General features: G+C 66.2%; 13 protein-coding genes. 7 read left to right on the forward strand and 6 right to left on the reverse strand.

Annotated elements, in window-relative coordinates:
• Window positions 1-4: 4 nt before the first annotated feature.
• Entirely contained in the window at window positions 5-847 is an 843-nt protein-coding gene (locus IDF66_RS12950) for an SDR family NAD(P)-dependent oxidoreductase (RefSeq protein WP_164310120.1), read from the forward strand.
• A gap of 270 nt (window positions 848-1,117) precedes the next feature.
• On the opposite strand, the gene IDF66_RS12955 is transcribed toward IDF66_RS12950, so the two are convergent.
• The 4 genes from IDF66_RS12955 to IDF66_RS12970 are packed head-to-tail and all read right to left on the reverse strand — an operon-like array spanning window position 1,118 to window position 6,340.
• Entirely contained in the window at window positions 1,118-2,845 is a 1,728-nt protein-coding gene (locus IDF66_RS12955; protein ID WP_190267126.1) for a dipeptide ABC transporter ATP-binding protein, read from the reverse strand.
• Window positions 2,845-3,789, reverse strand: a complete 945-nt coding sequence (locus tag IDF66_RS12960) for an ABC transporter permease (RefSeq protein WP_190267127.1) — start codon at window positions 3,787-3,789, stop codon at window positions 2,845-2,847. The genes IDF66_RS12955 and IDF66_RS12960 overlap by 1 nt, the downstream gene beginning before the upstream one ends.
• Window positions 3,789-4,745 carry an ABC transporter permease gene (locus tag IDF66_RS12965; RefSeq protein ID WP_164310124.1) on the reverse strand — a complete coding sequence of 319 codons (957 nt, stop codon included), beginning with the start codon at window positions 4,743-4,745 and terminating at the stop codon, window positions 3,789-3,791. Before IDF66_RS12965 ends, IDF66_RS12960 begins: the two co-directional genes overlap by 1 nt.
• On the reverse strand, window positions 4,745-6,340 hold the full coding sequence (locus IDF66_RS12970; RefSeq protein WP_190267128.1) for an ABC transporter substrate-binding protein: 1,596 nt from the start codon (window positions 6,338-6,340) through the stop codon (window positions 4,745-4,747). The genes IDF66_RS12965 and IDF66_RS12970 overlap by 1 nt, the downstream gene beginning before the upstream one ends.
• 222 nt (window positions 6,341-6,562) lie before the next feature.
• Here IDF66_RS12970 and IDF66_RS12975 point away from each other — a divergent pair, with 222 nt between their 5' ends.
• Window positions 6,563-8,902, forward strand: coding sequence for an arylsulfatase (locus IDF66_RS12975; protein ID WP_190267129.1), 2,340 nt, complete (start codon window positions 6,563-6,565; stop codon window positions 8,900-8,902).
• A gap of 92 nt (window positions 8,903-8,994) precedes the next feature.
• On the forward strand, window positions 8,995-9,978 hold the full coding sequence (locus IDF66_RS12980) for a TauD/TfdA dioxygenase family protein (protein WP_164310127.1): 984 nt from the start codon (window positions 8,995-8,997) through the stop codon (window positions 9,976-9,978).
• A gap of 108 nt (window positions 9,979-10,086) precedes the next feature.
• On the opposite strand, the gene IDF66_RS12985 is transcribed toward IDF66_RS12980, so the two are convergent.
• Entirely contained in the window at window positions 10,087-10,242 is a 156-nt protein-coding gene (locus tag IDF66_RS12985; protein WP_190267130.1) for a DUF6131 family protein, read from the reverse strand.
• 172 nt (window positions 10,243-10,414) lie between these two features.
• Between IDF66_RS12985 and IDF66_RS12990 the strand changes: the two genes are divergently transcribed.
• From IDF66_RS12990 to IDF66_RS13005, 4 genes are read left to right on the forward strand one after another with little or no spacing between them, the layout of a single operon-like run.
• Window positions 10,415-11,236 (forward strand): SDR family oxidoreductase, encoded by an 822-nt coding sequence (locus IDF66_RS12990; protein ID WP_190267131.1) that lies wholly within the window; start codon window positions 10,415-10,417, stop codon window positions 11,234-11,236.
• A gap of 10 nt (window positions 11,237-11,246) precedes the next feature.
• The gene (locus IDF66_RS12995) at window positions 11,247-12,512 is read left to right on the forward strand and encodes an acyl-CoA dehydrogenase family protein (protein WP_190267132.1); all 1,266 of its coding nucleotides are present in this window, start codon (window positions 11,247-11,249) and stop codon (window positions 12,510-12,512) included.
• Complete coding sequence (locus IDF66_RS13000) at window positions 12,509-13,558, forward strand: phosphotransferase family protein (protein ID WP_190267133.1); 1,050 nt, start codon at window positions 12,509-12,511, stop codon at window positions 13,556-13,558. The genes IDF66_RS12995 and IDF66_RS13000 overlap by 4 nt, the downstream gene beginning before the upstream one ends.
• A gap of 4 nt (window positions 13,559-13,562) precedes the next feature.
• Window positions 13,563-14,201: a TetR/AcrR family transcriptional regulator gene (locus tag IDF66_RS13005; RefSeq protein WP_164310131.1), complete on the forward strand. Its 639-nt coding sequence runs from the start codon at window positions 13,563-13,565 to the stop codon at window positions 14,199-14,201.
• 64 nt (window positions 14,202-14,265) lie between these two features.
• Here IDF66_RS13005 and IDF66_RS13010 read toward each other — a convergent pair whose 3' ends face one another.
• Window positions 14,266-15,768, reverse strand: coding sequence for an AMP-binding protein (locus IDF66_RS13010; RefSeq protein ID WP_190267134.1), 1,503 nt, complete (start codon window positions 15,766-15,768; stop codon window positions 14,266-14,268).
• Window positions 15,769-15,798 lie beyond the last annotated feature (30 nt).

A 15,798-nucleotide genomic window follows, 5' to 3' on the forward strand; every position in this document is an offset into this window, starting at 1 on the left:
GCCCATGCCATCCCTTTCCCTGACCAGCACGCTGATGGACCTCGTCCAGCGCCGTAGTCTCCTGCCCGGCGTCGTCGAGGACGTTCTCGCCGGCCCAGGGCGTGACATCACCGGCCTCACGATCGTGGTCACCGGCGCGTCGGCCGGGATCGGCCGGCAGGCCTCCACATTGCTCGCCGAGCGGGGCGCCCGCGTCATCGCGGTCGCTCGACGTGAGGACGAACTGCGCTCGCTGGCAGGGGAAACGGGCTGTTCCTACCGGACGTGCGATCTGTCCGACGAGAAAGCCATCGAAACCCTGGTGGCCGACCTCGTGGACGAGGAGGTGGACGTTCTCGTCAACAACGCGGGCCACTCGATCCGGCGGACGGTGTTCGATTCGGTCGATCGTCTGCACGACTACCAGCGCACGATGCAGCTCAACTACTTCGCGCCGGTGCAACTGACTCTGGGACTCTTGCCCGGCATGGTGGAACGGGGCCGCGGACAGTTCGTGAACGTCTGCACATGGGGGATCATGGCGAACACATTCCCCCGCTTCTCGGCCTACGCGGCGTCCAAGAACGCGCTCGCCATCTTCGGCCGCAGCCTCAACGCCGAGAACGCACATCCCGGCGTGCGCGCGACCAACGTGCTGTATCCCTTGGTGCGCACCGAGATGATCGCGCCCACTGCCGAATACGACGACGTGCATGCGCTCGGTGTGGACGAGGCGGGCCGCTGGATCCTTCGCGCGGTGACGCATCAGCCCACCGACGTCGCGCCGGCCGCCCTGCGCGCGATCCTTCCCGCGATCGACTATTTCACCCCGACGACGGCCGACCGCGCGATCGCATCACTCACCTGACTCCGGCGGCATGTCTGCGAGAGAGATTGCGGTACAGCGATTTACAGACCAATGGCGAACCACGTTGTTGCTCGACGTGACTTGTTCACCACAGGAAGCCGCCGACAGCTCGGAGAATGTTGATGACCAACTCTGAGATCAGACCGAACATAAGGGACACCTCCCTCCGGCTCGTCGCGCCGAAGACCCAAGTGTAATCCAGATCACACCTGCCGTCGACGCTGTTCGGTCAACCGGATGACGACGGAATCATTAGCGGTACAAACGAGTTCAGCGGGAGCCGGCGGGCACCTGTCGGTCGGCGCGCTGCCGAACCGGGTCGGGGTACGGGACGGCTGCGAGCAACGCCTTCGTGTACTCGTCACGCGGCGCCGACAGCACGGTCCGGGCGTCGCCGGTCTCCACCAGGCTGCCGTCGCGCAGAACGGCCACCCGGTCGGCGACCTGCTCGACGACGGCTAGATCGTGACTGATGAACAGCGCGGCGAATCCGAGGTCCCGCTGCAATTGTGCGAAGAGCTCGAGAACACGAGCCTGCACCGAGACGTCGAGTGCGCTCGTCGGTTCGTCGGCGATCAGCAGGGCGGGCTCCACTGACAGAGCGCGGGCGAGGGCGACCCGCTGGCGCTGCCCGCCGGAGAGTTCGTGCGGCAATCTGCCCGCGAACGTGCGCGGCAGCTGAACGGCGTCGAGGAGTGCGGCGACCCGTGTGTTCTGCTGGTCGCGCGTGCCGAGGCGATGGATCTCCAGCGGTTCGCGAATCGATTCGGCGACGGTGAACCGAGGGTCGAGCGATGCCGTCGGATCCTGCGGGACAAAGGCGATCGTACGACGCAGGTTCCGCAACTCCGCGCGTGACACCTGTGCGATGTCCTTGCCGCCGAGCACGATCCGGCCGTCGACCGGTGCGATGAGACCGCCGATGGTGCGGCCGAGCGTGGTCTTGCCCGATCCCGACTCGCCGACCACCCCGACCACCTCGCCGGGGTGAACCGTCAACGAGACACCCTCGAGGGCGGTGTGTGGCGCGCTGCCGAATCTGCCCGGATGCCGCACGGTGATGTCATCGACATGCACCACCGCCGCCGACGTGGGCGCGTCGTCGTCGGGTTCGTCGTCGGCGCGCTCGTCGTCGGCGCGATCCTCGAGGGGGGAGGGCAGCGTGGGGACGGCGGCCAGCAGCTGCTTGGTGTACGGCTGCGTCGGCGCGGCGAAGATGTCGTAGACGTCGCCGCGTTCGACCACCTCGCCGAGCTGGACCACCACCACTCGGTCGGCGATGTCGGCGACGACGCCGAGGTTGTGGGTGATCAGCAGGATCCCGGCGTCGGTGCGGTCGCGGAGGCGAAGCAGGAGATCGAGGATCTCACGTTGTACGGAGACGTCGAGTGCCGTGGTCGGCTCGTCGGCGAGCAGCAGCACCGGGTCGTTGGCCAGCGCCAGCGCGATCACCACACGTTGCTTCTGCCCGCCGGAGAGTTGGTGGGGGTACTGGGCGGCTCGCTGTTCCGGATCGGGGATCTCGACCAGCCGCAACAGTTCGACGGCCTGCTGATGGGCATCTCGCCGGGACAGCCGCCGGTGGGTACGCAATGCCTGACGCAGCTGCCACCCGATGGTCTGGACCGGGTTGAGGGCGGTCTGCGGTTCCTGGAAGATCATCGCGACCCGGGTCCCCCGGACGGCGTTGAGTTCCTTCTCGGATCTGTTGAGCATCTCGACGCCGTCCACCTTGACGGATCCGGTCGCGGTGGCGGCGTCGGGGAGGAGCCCGATCGCGGCCCGGGCCGTCATGGTCTTGCCGGAGCCCGACTCGCCCACGAGCGCGAGGATCTGGCCGCGGTCCACACGGAGGCTGATGCCCGCAACCGCGGGCCGCGGATACGCGAAGGTGACCCGCAGGTCGTTGACCTCCAACGCGGGCACCGTCGCATCAGGGGTGGCGGCTTCTCGTGCGGCCGCAGACCGGGTGGTCGCCTGCTTGGCGATGTCGGACATCACTGCCTCCGGGTTCGGGAGATGGATTGTGCGATGAGGTAGAAGCCCAGGACCAGGGCCGAGATCACCACGAGCGGGCCGAGTGAGAACCAGGGGTTGGTCTCGAGATAGCCGTTTCCGGCCGCGAGGATCGAGCCGAGGGACGGGGTGGGCGCGACCACACCGATCCCGAGGTAGCTCATCGCGCCCTCCACGAACACCGCCAGCGACAGCGACAGTGCGAACTGGACGCCGAGCGCCTCGACCGAATTGGGCAACACGTGACGGAGGAGGATGTGCCGGGTGGTCGCCCCGCTGACGCGGGCGGCCTCGACATAGGGCATCTCCCGGACCTTGAGTACCGACGTCCGCGTCAGCCGGCCGAAGATGGGGATCTCGGCGATGGCGATCACGATCACGATGGTCTGGGCGCCGGGCGACAGGACCGCGGTGAGTGCGATTCCGAGGAGGAGGGCGGGGAACGCGAGGATCACGTCGAAGGTCCGTTGCGCGATCACGTCGCTCCAGGGATGGGTGACGGTCACCAGGCCGGCCGCGATACCCACCACCGCACCGATCGGAACGGCGATGAAGATGATGAGCAGGTCGACGCGGATTCCGTAGAGCACCCGGGTCAGCAGGTCGCGGTTCAGGTCGTCGGTGCCCAGCCAGTGCTGCGAGCTCGGCGGCAGGAGGTATGCGCCGTCGATCTGCTGGTCCGCTGCGAACGAGGTCAACAACGGGCCGACCACCGCGAGCAGCACGACGATGGCCACCAGAACGGTACCGACCAGACCGGATCCGCTGAGCAGACTGCGCAGCGTCGACTGTCGCGTCCGGGACCCGACATCGGTGGCCGACTCCGGGAGGAGGCCTGGCTCGATGTCGAGGACGGCCTCGGCCCCGAAGGTCGAGGCGAACGGGTCGGTCGTGGTGGGACTGTTGGTCGCGGTTCTTCCGGACATCACTGACCTGCCAATCGGATTCGGGGATCGAGCCAGGCGTGCAGAATGTCGGCGGCGAGCTGGAGCACGACGAACACCGTGACCGACAGCAGGACGAGCACCTGGACCAGGGGATAGTCACGCGCGAAGATGCCTTCTTCGGTGAGGAGTCCGAGCCCCGGCCAGCCGAAGATCGACTCGACGAGGATCGCTCCACCGAGAAGCCCCCCGACGACGAGGCCGAGCGCGGTGAGGGTGGGCGGCAGCGCATTTCGAAGTGCGTTGCGGAGGACGATGGTGTGCCACGGGACACCGAGCGATCGTGCGGTCACCGCGTACGGCTGGCGGAGTTCGGTACGCAGGGCCTCGGTCAGGAACCGCGCGAGCACCGCGCCGGCAGGCAGCCCCAGCGTCAGAGCCGGGAGGATCAGATACTGCAGGCTGATCTGAAAACTCTGCGTGTAACCACCGGGCGGTGTGCCGCCTGCCGGCAACCAGCGGAGCTGGACACCGAATACGAGGATCAGCACCGTGCCGACGACGAAGGTCGGGATGGCGATGGCGACGGCGTTGATGCCGATCAGTACGGCATGGACTGCGCGGCTCTCGAAGATCGTGGCGGACAGGCTCAGGGCCAGCGCCAGCACGACGGCGATCACGAGTGCGGTCACGGTCAGCACCACAGTGTTGACGAGTCCGAATCCGATCAGGTCGCTGATCGCGCCGCCCACCTGGTAACTCTCCCCGAGGTTCAGTGTGAAGATTCCACCGAGCCAGGCGAAGTACTGCACCAGGAAGGGTCGGTCGAGACCGAGGTCGTGCCGGATCGCCGCGAGCTGTTCGGGCCCCGCGTCGGGGCCGGCGAGCGCCGCCTCGGGACCACCCGGGATCAGTCGGAGGATGGAGAAGATCAGGAGCGAGGCGATCGCCAGCACGACGACGGCCGTCGGGATCCGTCGGATCACATAACCCAGCATTACGAATTCCGTCCAGTGGTGTTGAGGTAGGTGTCCTTGAGGTGCAACTGGTTACGTCGATCCCAATCGATGTTGCCGACCGCGTTCGACGTTGCGACCTTCTGGAAGACGACGCCGATCTCGACCAGGAAGAGGTCCCGAAGCCAGATGTCGTCGAGTTGGCGATAGGCACGCAACGCGGCAGGCGATGCGCCGTCCGGCACGGTCCACGCCGCATTGGCGGCGGCGGCGTACGCCGGGTTGACGTAGTTCGACGAGTTCTTGGCCGCGTTGAACGGATAGGCCGAGACCGCAAGCGTCGACGGGGTGAATTGGGCAAAAGCATGCTGCAACAACCAGATTCCGGTGAACTTCCCGCCGATCAGCTTGGCCGACTGCTGGGTCTGATCGTTGGGGACCAGCGTCACCGGGATGCCGATGTCCTTGAGATTCGACTGCACGATCTCGGCGACCACCCGGTCGATCCCCTGTGTGGAGAAGTCCAGTGGAATCGGCGGTACCGGGCCGTGCTGCGCCACGAGCTTCCTGGCCTGCGTGATGTCGCGACCGTAGGTCGAATTGGCTGCGGCGTCATAGGCGGGCGACCACTTCGGCCACGGGAGATTCACCACGTAACCGCTCGTGCGGAAGACGTCGTTGATGATGCGGGGTCGGTCGATGGCAAGAGCGATCGCTCGACGGAGGCGTACGTCGGACAACGCCGGATTGGTGACGTTGATGCCGACATATTCCTGCGATTCGGCACCGGTGAAGGTGACGCCTGTGAAGCCGTAGCGCGTGGTCGCGAGCTGCTGATCGTGGTAATTCAGTCCGTACGCCACATCGATCTGACCGGTGCGCAGCCGGGTGTACAGCGACTGCTGGTCCCTGATGATGACAAACGTGATCGAATCCAGGTTGGGTTTACCGCCCCAGTAGTCGTCGTTGCGGACCAGTCGCAGCGACGAATTCGGTTGCCAGGAAGCGAATTTGAACGGTCCCGTCCCGATATAGGACTTGCCCGCCTGCAGCTGCGGCAGGGAGGCAGCATCGAGGATGGGCGCGGAGTCGAGCAGATCGAAGATGTTGCTCAACGGGTGGGCGAAGCGCAGCACCACGCGATGTGGATCGCTGGTGTCGTAGGAGGTGATGGCGGCCGCGGTGCGTTTGAACTGGGGCGTCCACGGCCCGGCGAGGTAGGCCTCGAGGGACTTCTGCACATCCGACGAGACGAACGGCCTGCCGTTGTGGAACGTCACGTCCGAACGGAGATCCAGTGCCAGCGAGAGTCCGTCAGGCGACAACCGCCATGCGGTCGCCAGGGATGGCCGGACGGTCAGGTCGTCACGCGAGTAGCGGATGAGCGTGTCGAAGGTGTTGCTCACCACCTGTCCGGCGAGATTCCCGGTGCCGATCTGCAAGAAGGTCTTGGGCGACATGTCGCCGAGTACCCCGACACGGAGATTTCCACCTTGCGGCGCCGGTTGCCCTGGGGCCAGGGATTGGGAGGCGGTGTTCTCCTGCTGGGCGACCGCAGACTGACACCCCGCCGCGAGGAGGCAGGTGGCAAGGGCCAGCGCGAGTACTTGCACCGCGCGGGTACGGCGTCCGGGCATCGTTGTGAACTCTCTGTCCGAGGGGCTGACATGGCCGTTCGCGTTATCTCGCACGAACAGCCCAGGTCACCACTCTGGGCAGACGGGTCGCCGAACGCCAAGCCCGGACGGGGGTTACGAAGCGTCTCGGCGAAAGTATTGACAGTTGCGCCGACTGTCTGAAAGGTGCTGTGACGCACGGTGTCACCGTGCGATCGCGACGGCACGAGAAAGATGGATCCCATGGCGCAGCACCAGAGTCCACCGGAGGAGTCCCGCGGCTACGCGGACTTCCGCGGCATCGTCGGACGGACGTCCTCGGTCTCGGAGCCCTGGTGGCCGGCCGAGCCGACCCCGCCGGCGGGAGCCCCCAACATCGTCGTCGTGCTCGTCGACGACATGGGCTTTTCGGACATCGGTCCGTTCGGCGCCGAGATCGACACGCCGAACATCGACGCGTTGGCACGGCGTGGTCTGCGGCTGAGCAACTACCACACGACGCCGGTCTGTTCGCCGGCCCGCGCAGCGCTCCTCACCGGGCTCAACCCGCACCGTGCCGGCTACGGGAGCGTCGCCAATTCCGACCCGGGATACCCGGGTCTCCGGCTCGAACTCGCCGACGACGTGCTCACCTTGCCCGAGATCCTGCGGGAGAGCGGCTATGCCACGTATGCGGTCGGCAAATGGCATCTGGTCCGCGACGCGAACATGGGCCCGGGCCGTAACCGGGACTCGTGGCCGGTGCAACGCGGCTTCGACAGCTACTACGGATCGCTCGAGGGGCTCAACTCGTTCTTCCACCCGAATCAGCTGATCGCCGACAATTCGGTCGTCGACGTCGACGAGTATCCGGACGACTACTACGTCACCGACGATCTCACCGATCGGGCCATCGGCCAGATCAAGGCGTTGCGAGCGCAGGATCCGGCCAAGCCGTTCTTCCTGTACTTCGCCCACATCGCGATGCACGGTCCGCACCAGGTGAAGGAGTCCGATCTGGCGAAATACCGCGGACGCTACGCCGAGGGCTGGGACGTCATCCGGCAGAAGAGGTTCCAGCGGCAGGTCGATGCCGGCCTGTTCGACCCGGACACCCCGATCGCCGAGCGCAATACGACCCCCGGTTACGACGCGCCGCCGTGGGACGCCCTCGACCCGGACGAACAGCGCCGCTTCCAGCGCTACCAGGAGGTCTATGCGGCGATGGTCGACAGCGTGGACCAGAGCGTCGGACGCGTCGTCGACACGCTCACGGAACTGGGCGAACTGGACAACACGATCATCGTGTTCACCTCGGACAACGGCGGGACCGCCGAAGGCGGCCCGGTCGGCACCCGCTCGTACTTCAGCCAGTTCGTACACGGTCCGGTGCCGGCCGACTGGGAGCGCGACGTGCCGCACGACGAGGAGTTGATCGGGTCCGCCGCCCTGGGCGTGCATTACCCGCGCGGGTGGGGTCAGGCGTCCAACACGCCGTTCCGCTTCTACAAGGGGCAGACCTTCGCAGGCGGGGTCCGGGTGCCATTCGTGATCTCGTGGCCCGCCGGCCTGCAGCGCGACCAGGCCGACAACGGCGTCCGACGTCAGTATTCGTATGTCACCGACGTGGCACCCACTCTGCTGGATCTCGCGGGCATCCCCACGCCCGCAGCCCGATTCGGTAAGCCTGCCCAGGAACGCGACGGGGTGAGTGCGGCCGCCTTCCTGAGGGAACGAACGGCAGCGTCGGTACACACCGAGCAGTACGCCGAGTTCGGGGGCCATCGCGGCTTCTATCGGGACGGCTGGAAACTGGTGTCGCTGCACACTGATCCGGCGACGGTCGACGACCCGGCGTGGGAGCTCTACGACGTGACCGCGGACCCGGCGGAGACCACGGATCTGGCAGCGCGTCACCCCGACCGGGTCACCGAACTCGCACAGGCGTGGGAGGACGCGGCCTGGCGCAACACGGTGTTCCCACTGTTCGATTCACCGGCCGATCAGATCAGACGGCGGCCGGCGGAGAGCCGGTACAGCGAACCGGTCCGCATCCTCGCCGGCACGCCGACCCTGGAGCGATACCGGTCGAGCCGATTGATCGCCTATCGGGATTTCGACATCGAGGTGGAGCTCGCCGGCCGGACCCGCTCCGATGACGGTGTACTGGTCGCGCACGGTGACCCGCAGGGTGGGTATCTGCTGTACATCGAGGATGCGGAAGTACATTTCGTCTTCAACAGCTACGGCAGACGTGCCCGGGTCTCGGCACCGCTGCCCGACGACGTGTCCGCTGTGACCGTTCGTGCCGTCGCGACACCGGAAGTGCGCTGGGACTTCGAGATCGAGGTCACCGCCGCAGGCCAGACGTGGGTGGTTGCCAAGCTGCCCGATCAGTTCCAACTGGTCGGCATGGCGCCGTGGACGGGTATCTCGGTCGGCCTCGATGCGCGCGGTCCGGTGGATCCGGACCTCCGTGCGCGGCACGGGGTCTTCCGTTTCGGTCCGGCTCTGCGCGCGGTCACCTATCGGCCCGGCCCGGTACGAGTCCCGGCCGGAGTCCGCCGTGCGATCGACGAGAGCGCGGAGCATCACGCGGACTGACCCATCGGGACTTCGAATCGTCGTGATTTCAGGTCTCGATCACCGCGTCGAACTGTGCGGAAATGTAGGGAAAGAACAGAAAGGATTGCCCAATGACATTGGCACAGATCGACGAACGGGCCGACCGGGATGCGCGTGCCCGAGAGATCTACCGTGACGCAGGCATCACGGTCGACAAGCTCGGCGAGAACATCGGCGCCAAGATCGGACAGGTGCGTCTCGGCGGCGATCTGCCGGCCGAACAGGTAGAGGCGATCAGGCTCGCGCTGGCCAGCAACAAGGTCGTGGTCTTCACCGATCAACAGCACCTCGACGACGAATCGCAGTATGCGTTCGCCGAATTGCTCGGTGACCCGACCGCACCGCATCCGACGGTCACCTCGCGTGGAACCCAACTGCTGACCATCGAGGGTGCCGCCAACAGCTGGCACACCGACGTCACCTTCGTCGACCGGATCCCCAAGGCATCGATCCTGCGCGCGGTCACTCTGCCGGAGTATGGCGGTGCCACCACCTGGGCGTCGACGGTGGCCGCCTACGAGCAGCTGCCGAAGCCGTTGCGGGCGTTGACCGAAGAGCTCTGGGCAACCCACAGCAATCTCTACGACTATGTCGGCCTGAAGGAACCGTCGGGTGGTGTGGACATCTCCAGGAAGGCAGATCACTACCAGGAGTTCACCAGTACCGAGTACCAGACGCTGCACCCCGTGGTCCGGGTCCATCCGGAGACCGGTGAGCGGAGTCTGTTGCTCGGCCACTTCGCGAAGGAGTTCCGGGGACTCAAGTCTGCCGAGTTCGCCGATCTCTACCAACTGCTCCAGGCACGGATCACCAAGCTCGAGAACACCTTCCGCTGGAACTGGCGTCTGGGCGACGTGGCCATCTGGGACAACCGGGCCACCCAGCACTACGGCATCGCCGACTACGGGAACCAGAAGCGCGAACTGCACCGCATCACCCTCGCCGGCGATGTCCCGGTCGACGTGCGCGGCGAGAGCAGCCAGGTGCTGCAGGGCGATGCCTCGCATTACTCCGGGGTCGAACAGCCCAACCGTCTCGAGGTCTTCGCCGCGTGAGTGCCTGACCTCATCTGACAAACGCCGCGGCCGGCGGACACATCACAGCTGTGTCCGCCGGCCGCGGCGTTTGCGCGGTGTTGCCGGGTCGAGTACTCGACCTGATCGTCAGTAGTAGTGCGCCCGCCCGCCGACCGCGCGGCCGGTCGCACCCAGAACGGCGAGAATCGCGCCGATCACGATCAGGATGATGCCGATCGTCCAGAGGATCGGGATACTGAAGATGAACCCCAGAACCAGCAGGACGATGCCGAGAATGATCACGTGTGTCTCCTTGCGATGGACAAACACGCACTCGACGCTGCTGCAAGTGCCTGTCCGGTCACCTTAGCCCTGCTGCGACACGCACCGGGGATTCGTCATCCTTTCGCCACACTTGAACCTGAAGACAACTTCAAGTAGGTTCACGTTCAAATTCGTTGGCAGAGGGATGTATATGCAACTCGACGGCAAGGTGGCCATCGTGACCGGGGGCGCCGGAGGAATCGGTGCCGCTATCGCTCAAGCTCTGGTCACCCAGGGTGCTCGCGTCGTCGTCACCGATCTGAACCAGACCAGCCTCGAGACCGTGGCGACCGGGATCGCGACCTCGGTGCCGGGGGCGGTGGCGTCCATCGCGGGTGACGCGACCTCGACGCCCCACATCGACGCGGTGATCGAACTGGCCGAATCACGGTTCGGTCCGGTCGACCTCTACTTTGCAAACGCCGGAATCGGCGGAGCCCCAGGTCTGTTCGCTTCCGACGACGAGTGGTCACAGGTCATCGACGTCAACGTGATGGGACACATCCGCGCTGCCCGACGTCTGGTACCGGAGTGGGTCGAACGCGGCAGTGGGTACTTTATCGGGACCGCGTCGGCGGCCGGACTCCTCACGCAACTCGGCTCTGCCACTTATTCCGTCACCAAACATGCGGCCGTCGGATTCGCAGAGTGGCTCAACGTCACCTACGGCGATCGCGGGGTCCGGGCGAGCTGTCTGTGCCCGATGGGTGTCGACACCAAACTGCTGCGTCCCGACGACATCCCCGACGATGAGGATGCGCGACTCATGCAGCGCGCGGTCGAGACCGCGGGCCGCGTGCTGACGCCGTCCGAGGTCGCCGACACCGTGATCGAGGCCCTCGGCGACGAACGTTTCCTCATCCTTCCCCATCCCGAGGTGCTCGAGATGTATCGGCACAAGAGTGCCGACTACGACCGCTGGCTGCGCGGGATGCGGCGGTACCAACAGGGTCTCAAAGAGGCCACGTCGTAAGGAGTCACCGATGGACCTGCTCAACCCGTCTGAACGGACCGAGAAGTACCGCGCGCAGTTGCTGGACTTCATGGACACCCACGTCTACCCCAACGAGTCGGTGTTCGATCAGCAGATGCGCGAGTCGGAAAACCCCCACGCGACCCCGCCGATCCTGTTGGAGCTCAAGGCGAAGGCCAAGGAGGCCGGGCTGTGGAACCTCTTCCATCCGCACGCGGAATGGGGTCCGGGGCTGACGAACCTCGAGTACGCACCGTTGGCCGAGATCATGGGGCATGTCGCGTGGGCCCCCGAGGTCTTCAACTGCAACGCGCCAGACACCGGGAACATGGAGGTGCTCACGCTCTTCGGGACCGACGAGCACAAGGAGCGGTACCTCAAGCCGCTCCTCGACGGTGAGATCGCATCGGCTTTCGCCATGACCGAACCCGCGGTCGCGAGCTCGGACGCCACCAATGTGGAGCTCTCGATGGTCCGGGATGGCGACGAGTACGTTCTCAACGGCCGCAAGTGGTTCGCCTCCAACGCAGTTCGTCCGGACTGCAAGGTCCTCATCGTGATGGGCAAAACGGACCCGACGGCTGCCACGCATCGTCAGCAGTCGATGATGGTCGTCCCCACCGACGCGCCGGGCCTCACCATCCTGCGCAACCTCCCCGTCTTCGGCTATGTCGACCGCGAAAGCCACGGCGAACTTCTCTTCGAGAACGTCCGTGTGCCCGCGAAGGACGTGCTCAAGGGTGAGGGCGAGGGCTTCGCGATCAGCCAGGCGCGACTGGGCCCCGGCCGGATCCATCACTGCATGCGAACGATCGGTATCGCCGAGCGCGCGCTGGAGTTGATGTGCACCCGCGCCACCCAGCGCGTCACCTTCGGGCAGCCGATCGCCGACCGCGCCAACATCCAGGACTGGATTGCCGAGGCGCGCATCGACATCGAGATGGTCCGGCTTCTCACGCTCAAGGCCGCGGCCATGATGGACACGGTCGGCAACAAGGCCGCCGCCACCGAGATCGCCGCGATCAAGGTCGCCGCACCCAACATCGCGCTGAAGATCATCGACCGCGCGATCCAGGTGCACGGTGGTGGGGGCGTCACCGACGACTTCCCATTGGCCATGGCGTACGCCCACATCCGCACCCTTCGCCTCGCCGACGGCCCCGACGAGGTCCACAAGCGGGCCATCGCCCGTCGAGAGCTTCGGCCATATCGGGATGCTGCGTCGGCACCGGAGACGGTGGCAGGCGTCTCGGATCAGGCGCTCGTCTCCCGATGAGCGCAGGCGTCACAACCGGAACCTCCATCCCCGACACCGATCTGACCGCTCTGGTCGGGTGGCTGCGGTCGGTCGGTGTCGAGACGTCGGGTGAGATCACCTGTTCACGTGTCGGTTTCGGACAGTCGAACCTGACCTATACGGTCCGCGACGAGGCCGGCAGACAGTGGGTGCTCCGCCGGCCGCCGGTGGGCCACCTGCTGGCATCGGCGCACGACGTCGCCCGCGAGGCGCGGATTCTCGAGGCGTTGGAGGCGACCGACGTTCCGGTTCCGCACATCTACGGGGTGTGCGAGGACGCCGCCGTCAGCCCGGTGCCGCTCGTGGCGATGGAGTTCGTCGACGGGGCGGTGCTGACCGATCGCAGTGCGGGCGAGAAGGTGTCGCCAGAGGTCCGCAGCGCCGTCGGCGCGGCGATGACCGAAACGCTCGCCCACATCCATGCGGTCGATCTCGACGCGGTCGGGCTGGCGGACCTCGCAAGTCACAAGCCTTACGCCCAGCGCCAGCTCAAGCGGTGGAGCGCGCAGTGGGAGAAGTCGAAGACGCGTGAGCGTCCCGACCTCGACACCCTCACCGCGCGTCTGTCCGACAACATCCCGGAACAGCACGAGACGACCCTGGTGCACGGCGACTTCCACATCCGCAACGTGATGATCGGCCCGGAGTCCGGAGCGGTGTCGGCGGTACTGGATTGGGAACTGTCGACGCTGGGCGATCCGCTCGCCGACATCGGCAGCACGTTGGCCTACTGGCCGGAGCGGACCGACGCCGTGGTGCTGGGAGACCCGGTCGAGGTCATGGACGGTTTTCCCGATCGTGACCAGTTGGCACAGGCCTACCTGGAGCGAACCGGACGCGATCCACAGGCACTGCGGTACTGGCACGTACTGGGGCTCTGGAAGGTCGCCATCATCGCCGAAGGCGTTCTGCGGAGGGCACGCGAGAACCCGGCCAACCGAGCGGCCGCCGGCGTGCCGACGCCCGCCCATGTCGACAATTTCGTGGCCCGTGCGGTGGCCGTGGCCGACGAGGCGGGACTATAACGTCATGCCGAAGGACGACAGCGCGCCCGTCCGCTCCCGACCGCTCACCCCACGGGGTGAGCGCACCCGCTCGGCGCTGATCTCCGCGGCGCGGACGGTGTTCGAGCGCGACGGCTTCAGTGATTCGAGGCTCACCGACATCACCGCCGAGGCGAACTGCGCGACCGGCTCCTTCTACACCTACTTCGACAGCAAAGAGGACATCCTCGATGCAGTCCTCGCCGAGGCGCAGGAAGACATGCTGCATCCCGGTCTGCCGCACGTCGAGCCGGCATCCGACGATGATCCGACGGCGGTGATCGAGGCGGCCAACCGCGCGTACTTCGAGGCCTACCGGCGCAATGCGCAGCTGATGCTGGTGCGTGAGCAGGTCGCGGGCCTCAGCACCGAGTTCCGCGAGACCCGACGTCGTCGAGGGCAGGTGTTCGCGGAGCGCAATGCCAAGCGCATCCGAGATCTCCAGGCCCGCGGCCTCGCGGATCCCGATCTGGATCCGCTGGCGGCCGCGCGCGCCCTCTCCGGCATGGTGTCCCGGATGGCGTATTACGGCTTCGGTCTCGGCGACGAGGTCGACATGGATGAGCTGGTGTTCACCGCCACCCGGCTGTGGGTCAACGCGATCGGACTGCGCCGCCCCACCTGACGCCGACAGCAACCGAATTCCCGCCGACGGCAACGGGAATCCCGCCGAGGGCAACCTGACGTGATCAGTGCGCCACCTGCCGCAAGCCCTCCCGATCGATCGCGCGTTTCAATATCTTGCCCGTCGCACCCTTCGGCAACGCGTCGACGGTCTGCACGATGCGTGGCACCTTGTAGGCGCTGAGCCGCTCTTTGGCCCAGTCCCGTAGCCGGGCGGGATCGATGGTCGCTCCCGGGCGGGGCGTGATCACCGCGGCGATCTCTTCTCCGTAATGGTCATCGGGTACCCCGACCACGGCCACCTCGACGATGTCGGGATGTGTGTACAGGACCTCTTCGACCTCGCGCGGGTAGACGTTGTAGCCACCCCGGATGATGAGATCCTTCACCCGGTCGACGATGCGCACATTGCCTGCGGTGTCGACCGCGCCGAGGTCGCCGGTCTTGAACCATCCGTCGGTCAGCTCGGCCGCGGTCGCATCCGGCCGGTTCCAGTACTCCTTCATGACGGTCGGCCCCTTGACGAAGATCTCGCCGACCACATCGGCGTCGACGACCTGGCCGTCCGGGTCGCGTACCTCGACCTGGGTTCCGGGCAACGACGGACCGACGGTGCCGACGACGGGGCTGCCGCTGACATCGTGAAAGGTTGCAGCACCTGATGTCTCGGTGAGTCCGTAGCCCTCGAGGATCACGCAGCCGAACTGCTCCTCGAAGGAGCGGATCACCTCGGCGGGCAGCGCGGCCCCACCCGAGCCGGCCAGCCGCAGCGCGTGGAAGTCATCGGCCGAGTAACCCTGCGCCACGTGCAGCATGGCGTTCCACATCGTCGGCACACCGCATGCGATGGTGATCTCCTGGTCGCGGAGCAGTTCGAGGAATGCCGTCGGCTCGAACGGACTGATCAACGACAGGGTGCAGCCCTGCGACAACGCCGAGTTCATCACGATCGCCTGGCCGAACACATGGAACAGGGGCAGGCCGGTCGCCCACCTGTCGTCGGCGGTCACCTCCATCAGCTGTCGGAAGGCGACGGGGCAGGCGTTGATGTTCCCGACGGTCAGCGCCGCACCCTTTGGTCGGCCGGTGGTTCCGGACGTGTAGAGGATCACCGATACGTCGTCGTCGGAGCGGTCGACATAGGAGGACACCGGGTCGGGGAGATCGGCGGCCTCCTCGTACGGACCGACCTCGAGGAACGGAATGCCCGCGGATTCCGCACCATGGCGGGCGGTGTCGGCGCATTCATGCCACGCGATGACGAGCGATGCCCCGGAATCGTCGAGCACGTACTCGATCTCCGGCTTCGTCGACATCACGTTCATCGTGATCGCCGTGGCTCCCAGCGTCTGGAGTCCGTAATAGGTGATCACGAACTCTGGAATCGACGGCGCGACAAAGATGACGCGATCTCCCTCGTGCACACCGAGACCGGCCAGCGACGCTGCGGTGCGCGCGATCCGGTCCCGGAGGCCTGCGTAGGTGAGTTCCCGATCGCCTGCCCGGACGGCGGGTCGGTCGGGTCTGTCGTCGGCAAATGCCCAGAGATTTGCGACAGTGCTGGCCATGGTGTTCCTGTCTGTGTGGAGAAGTGGTGC

The organism is Gordonia hankookensis (assembly GCF_014673215.1).
Lineage (GTDB): Bacteria > Actinomycetota > Actinomycetes > Mycobacteriales > Mycobacteriaceae > Gordonia > Gordonia hankookensis.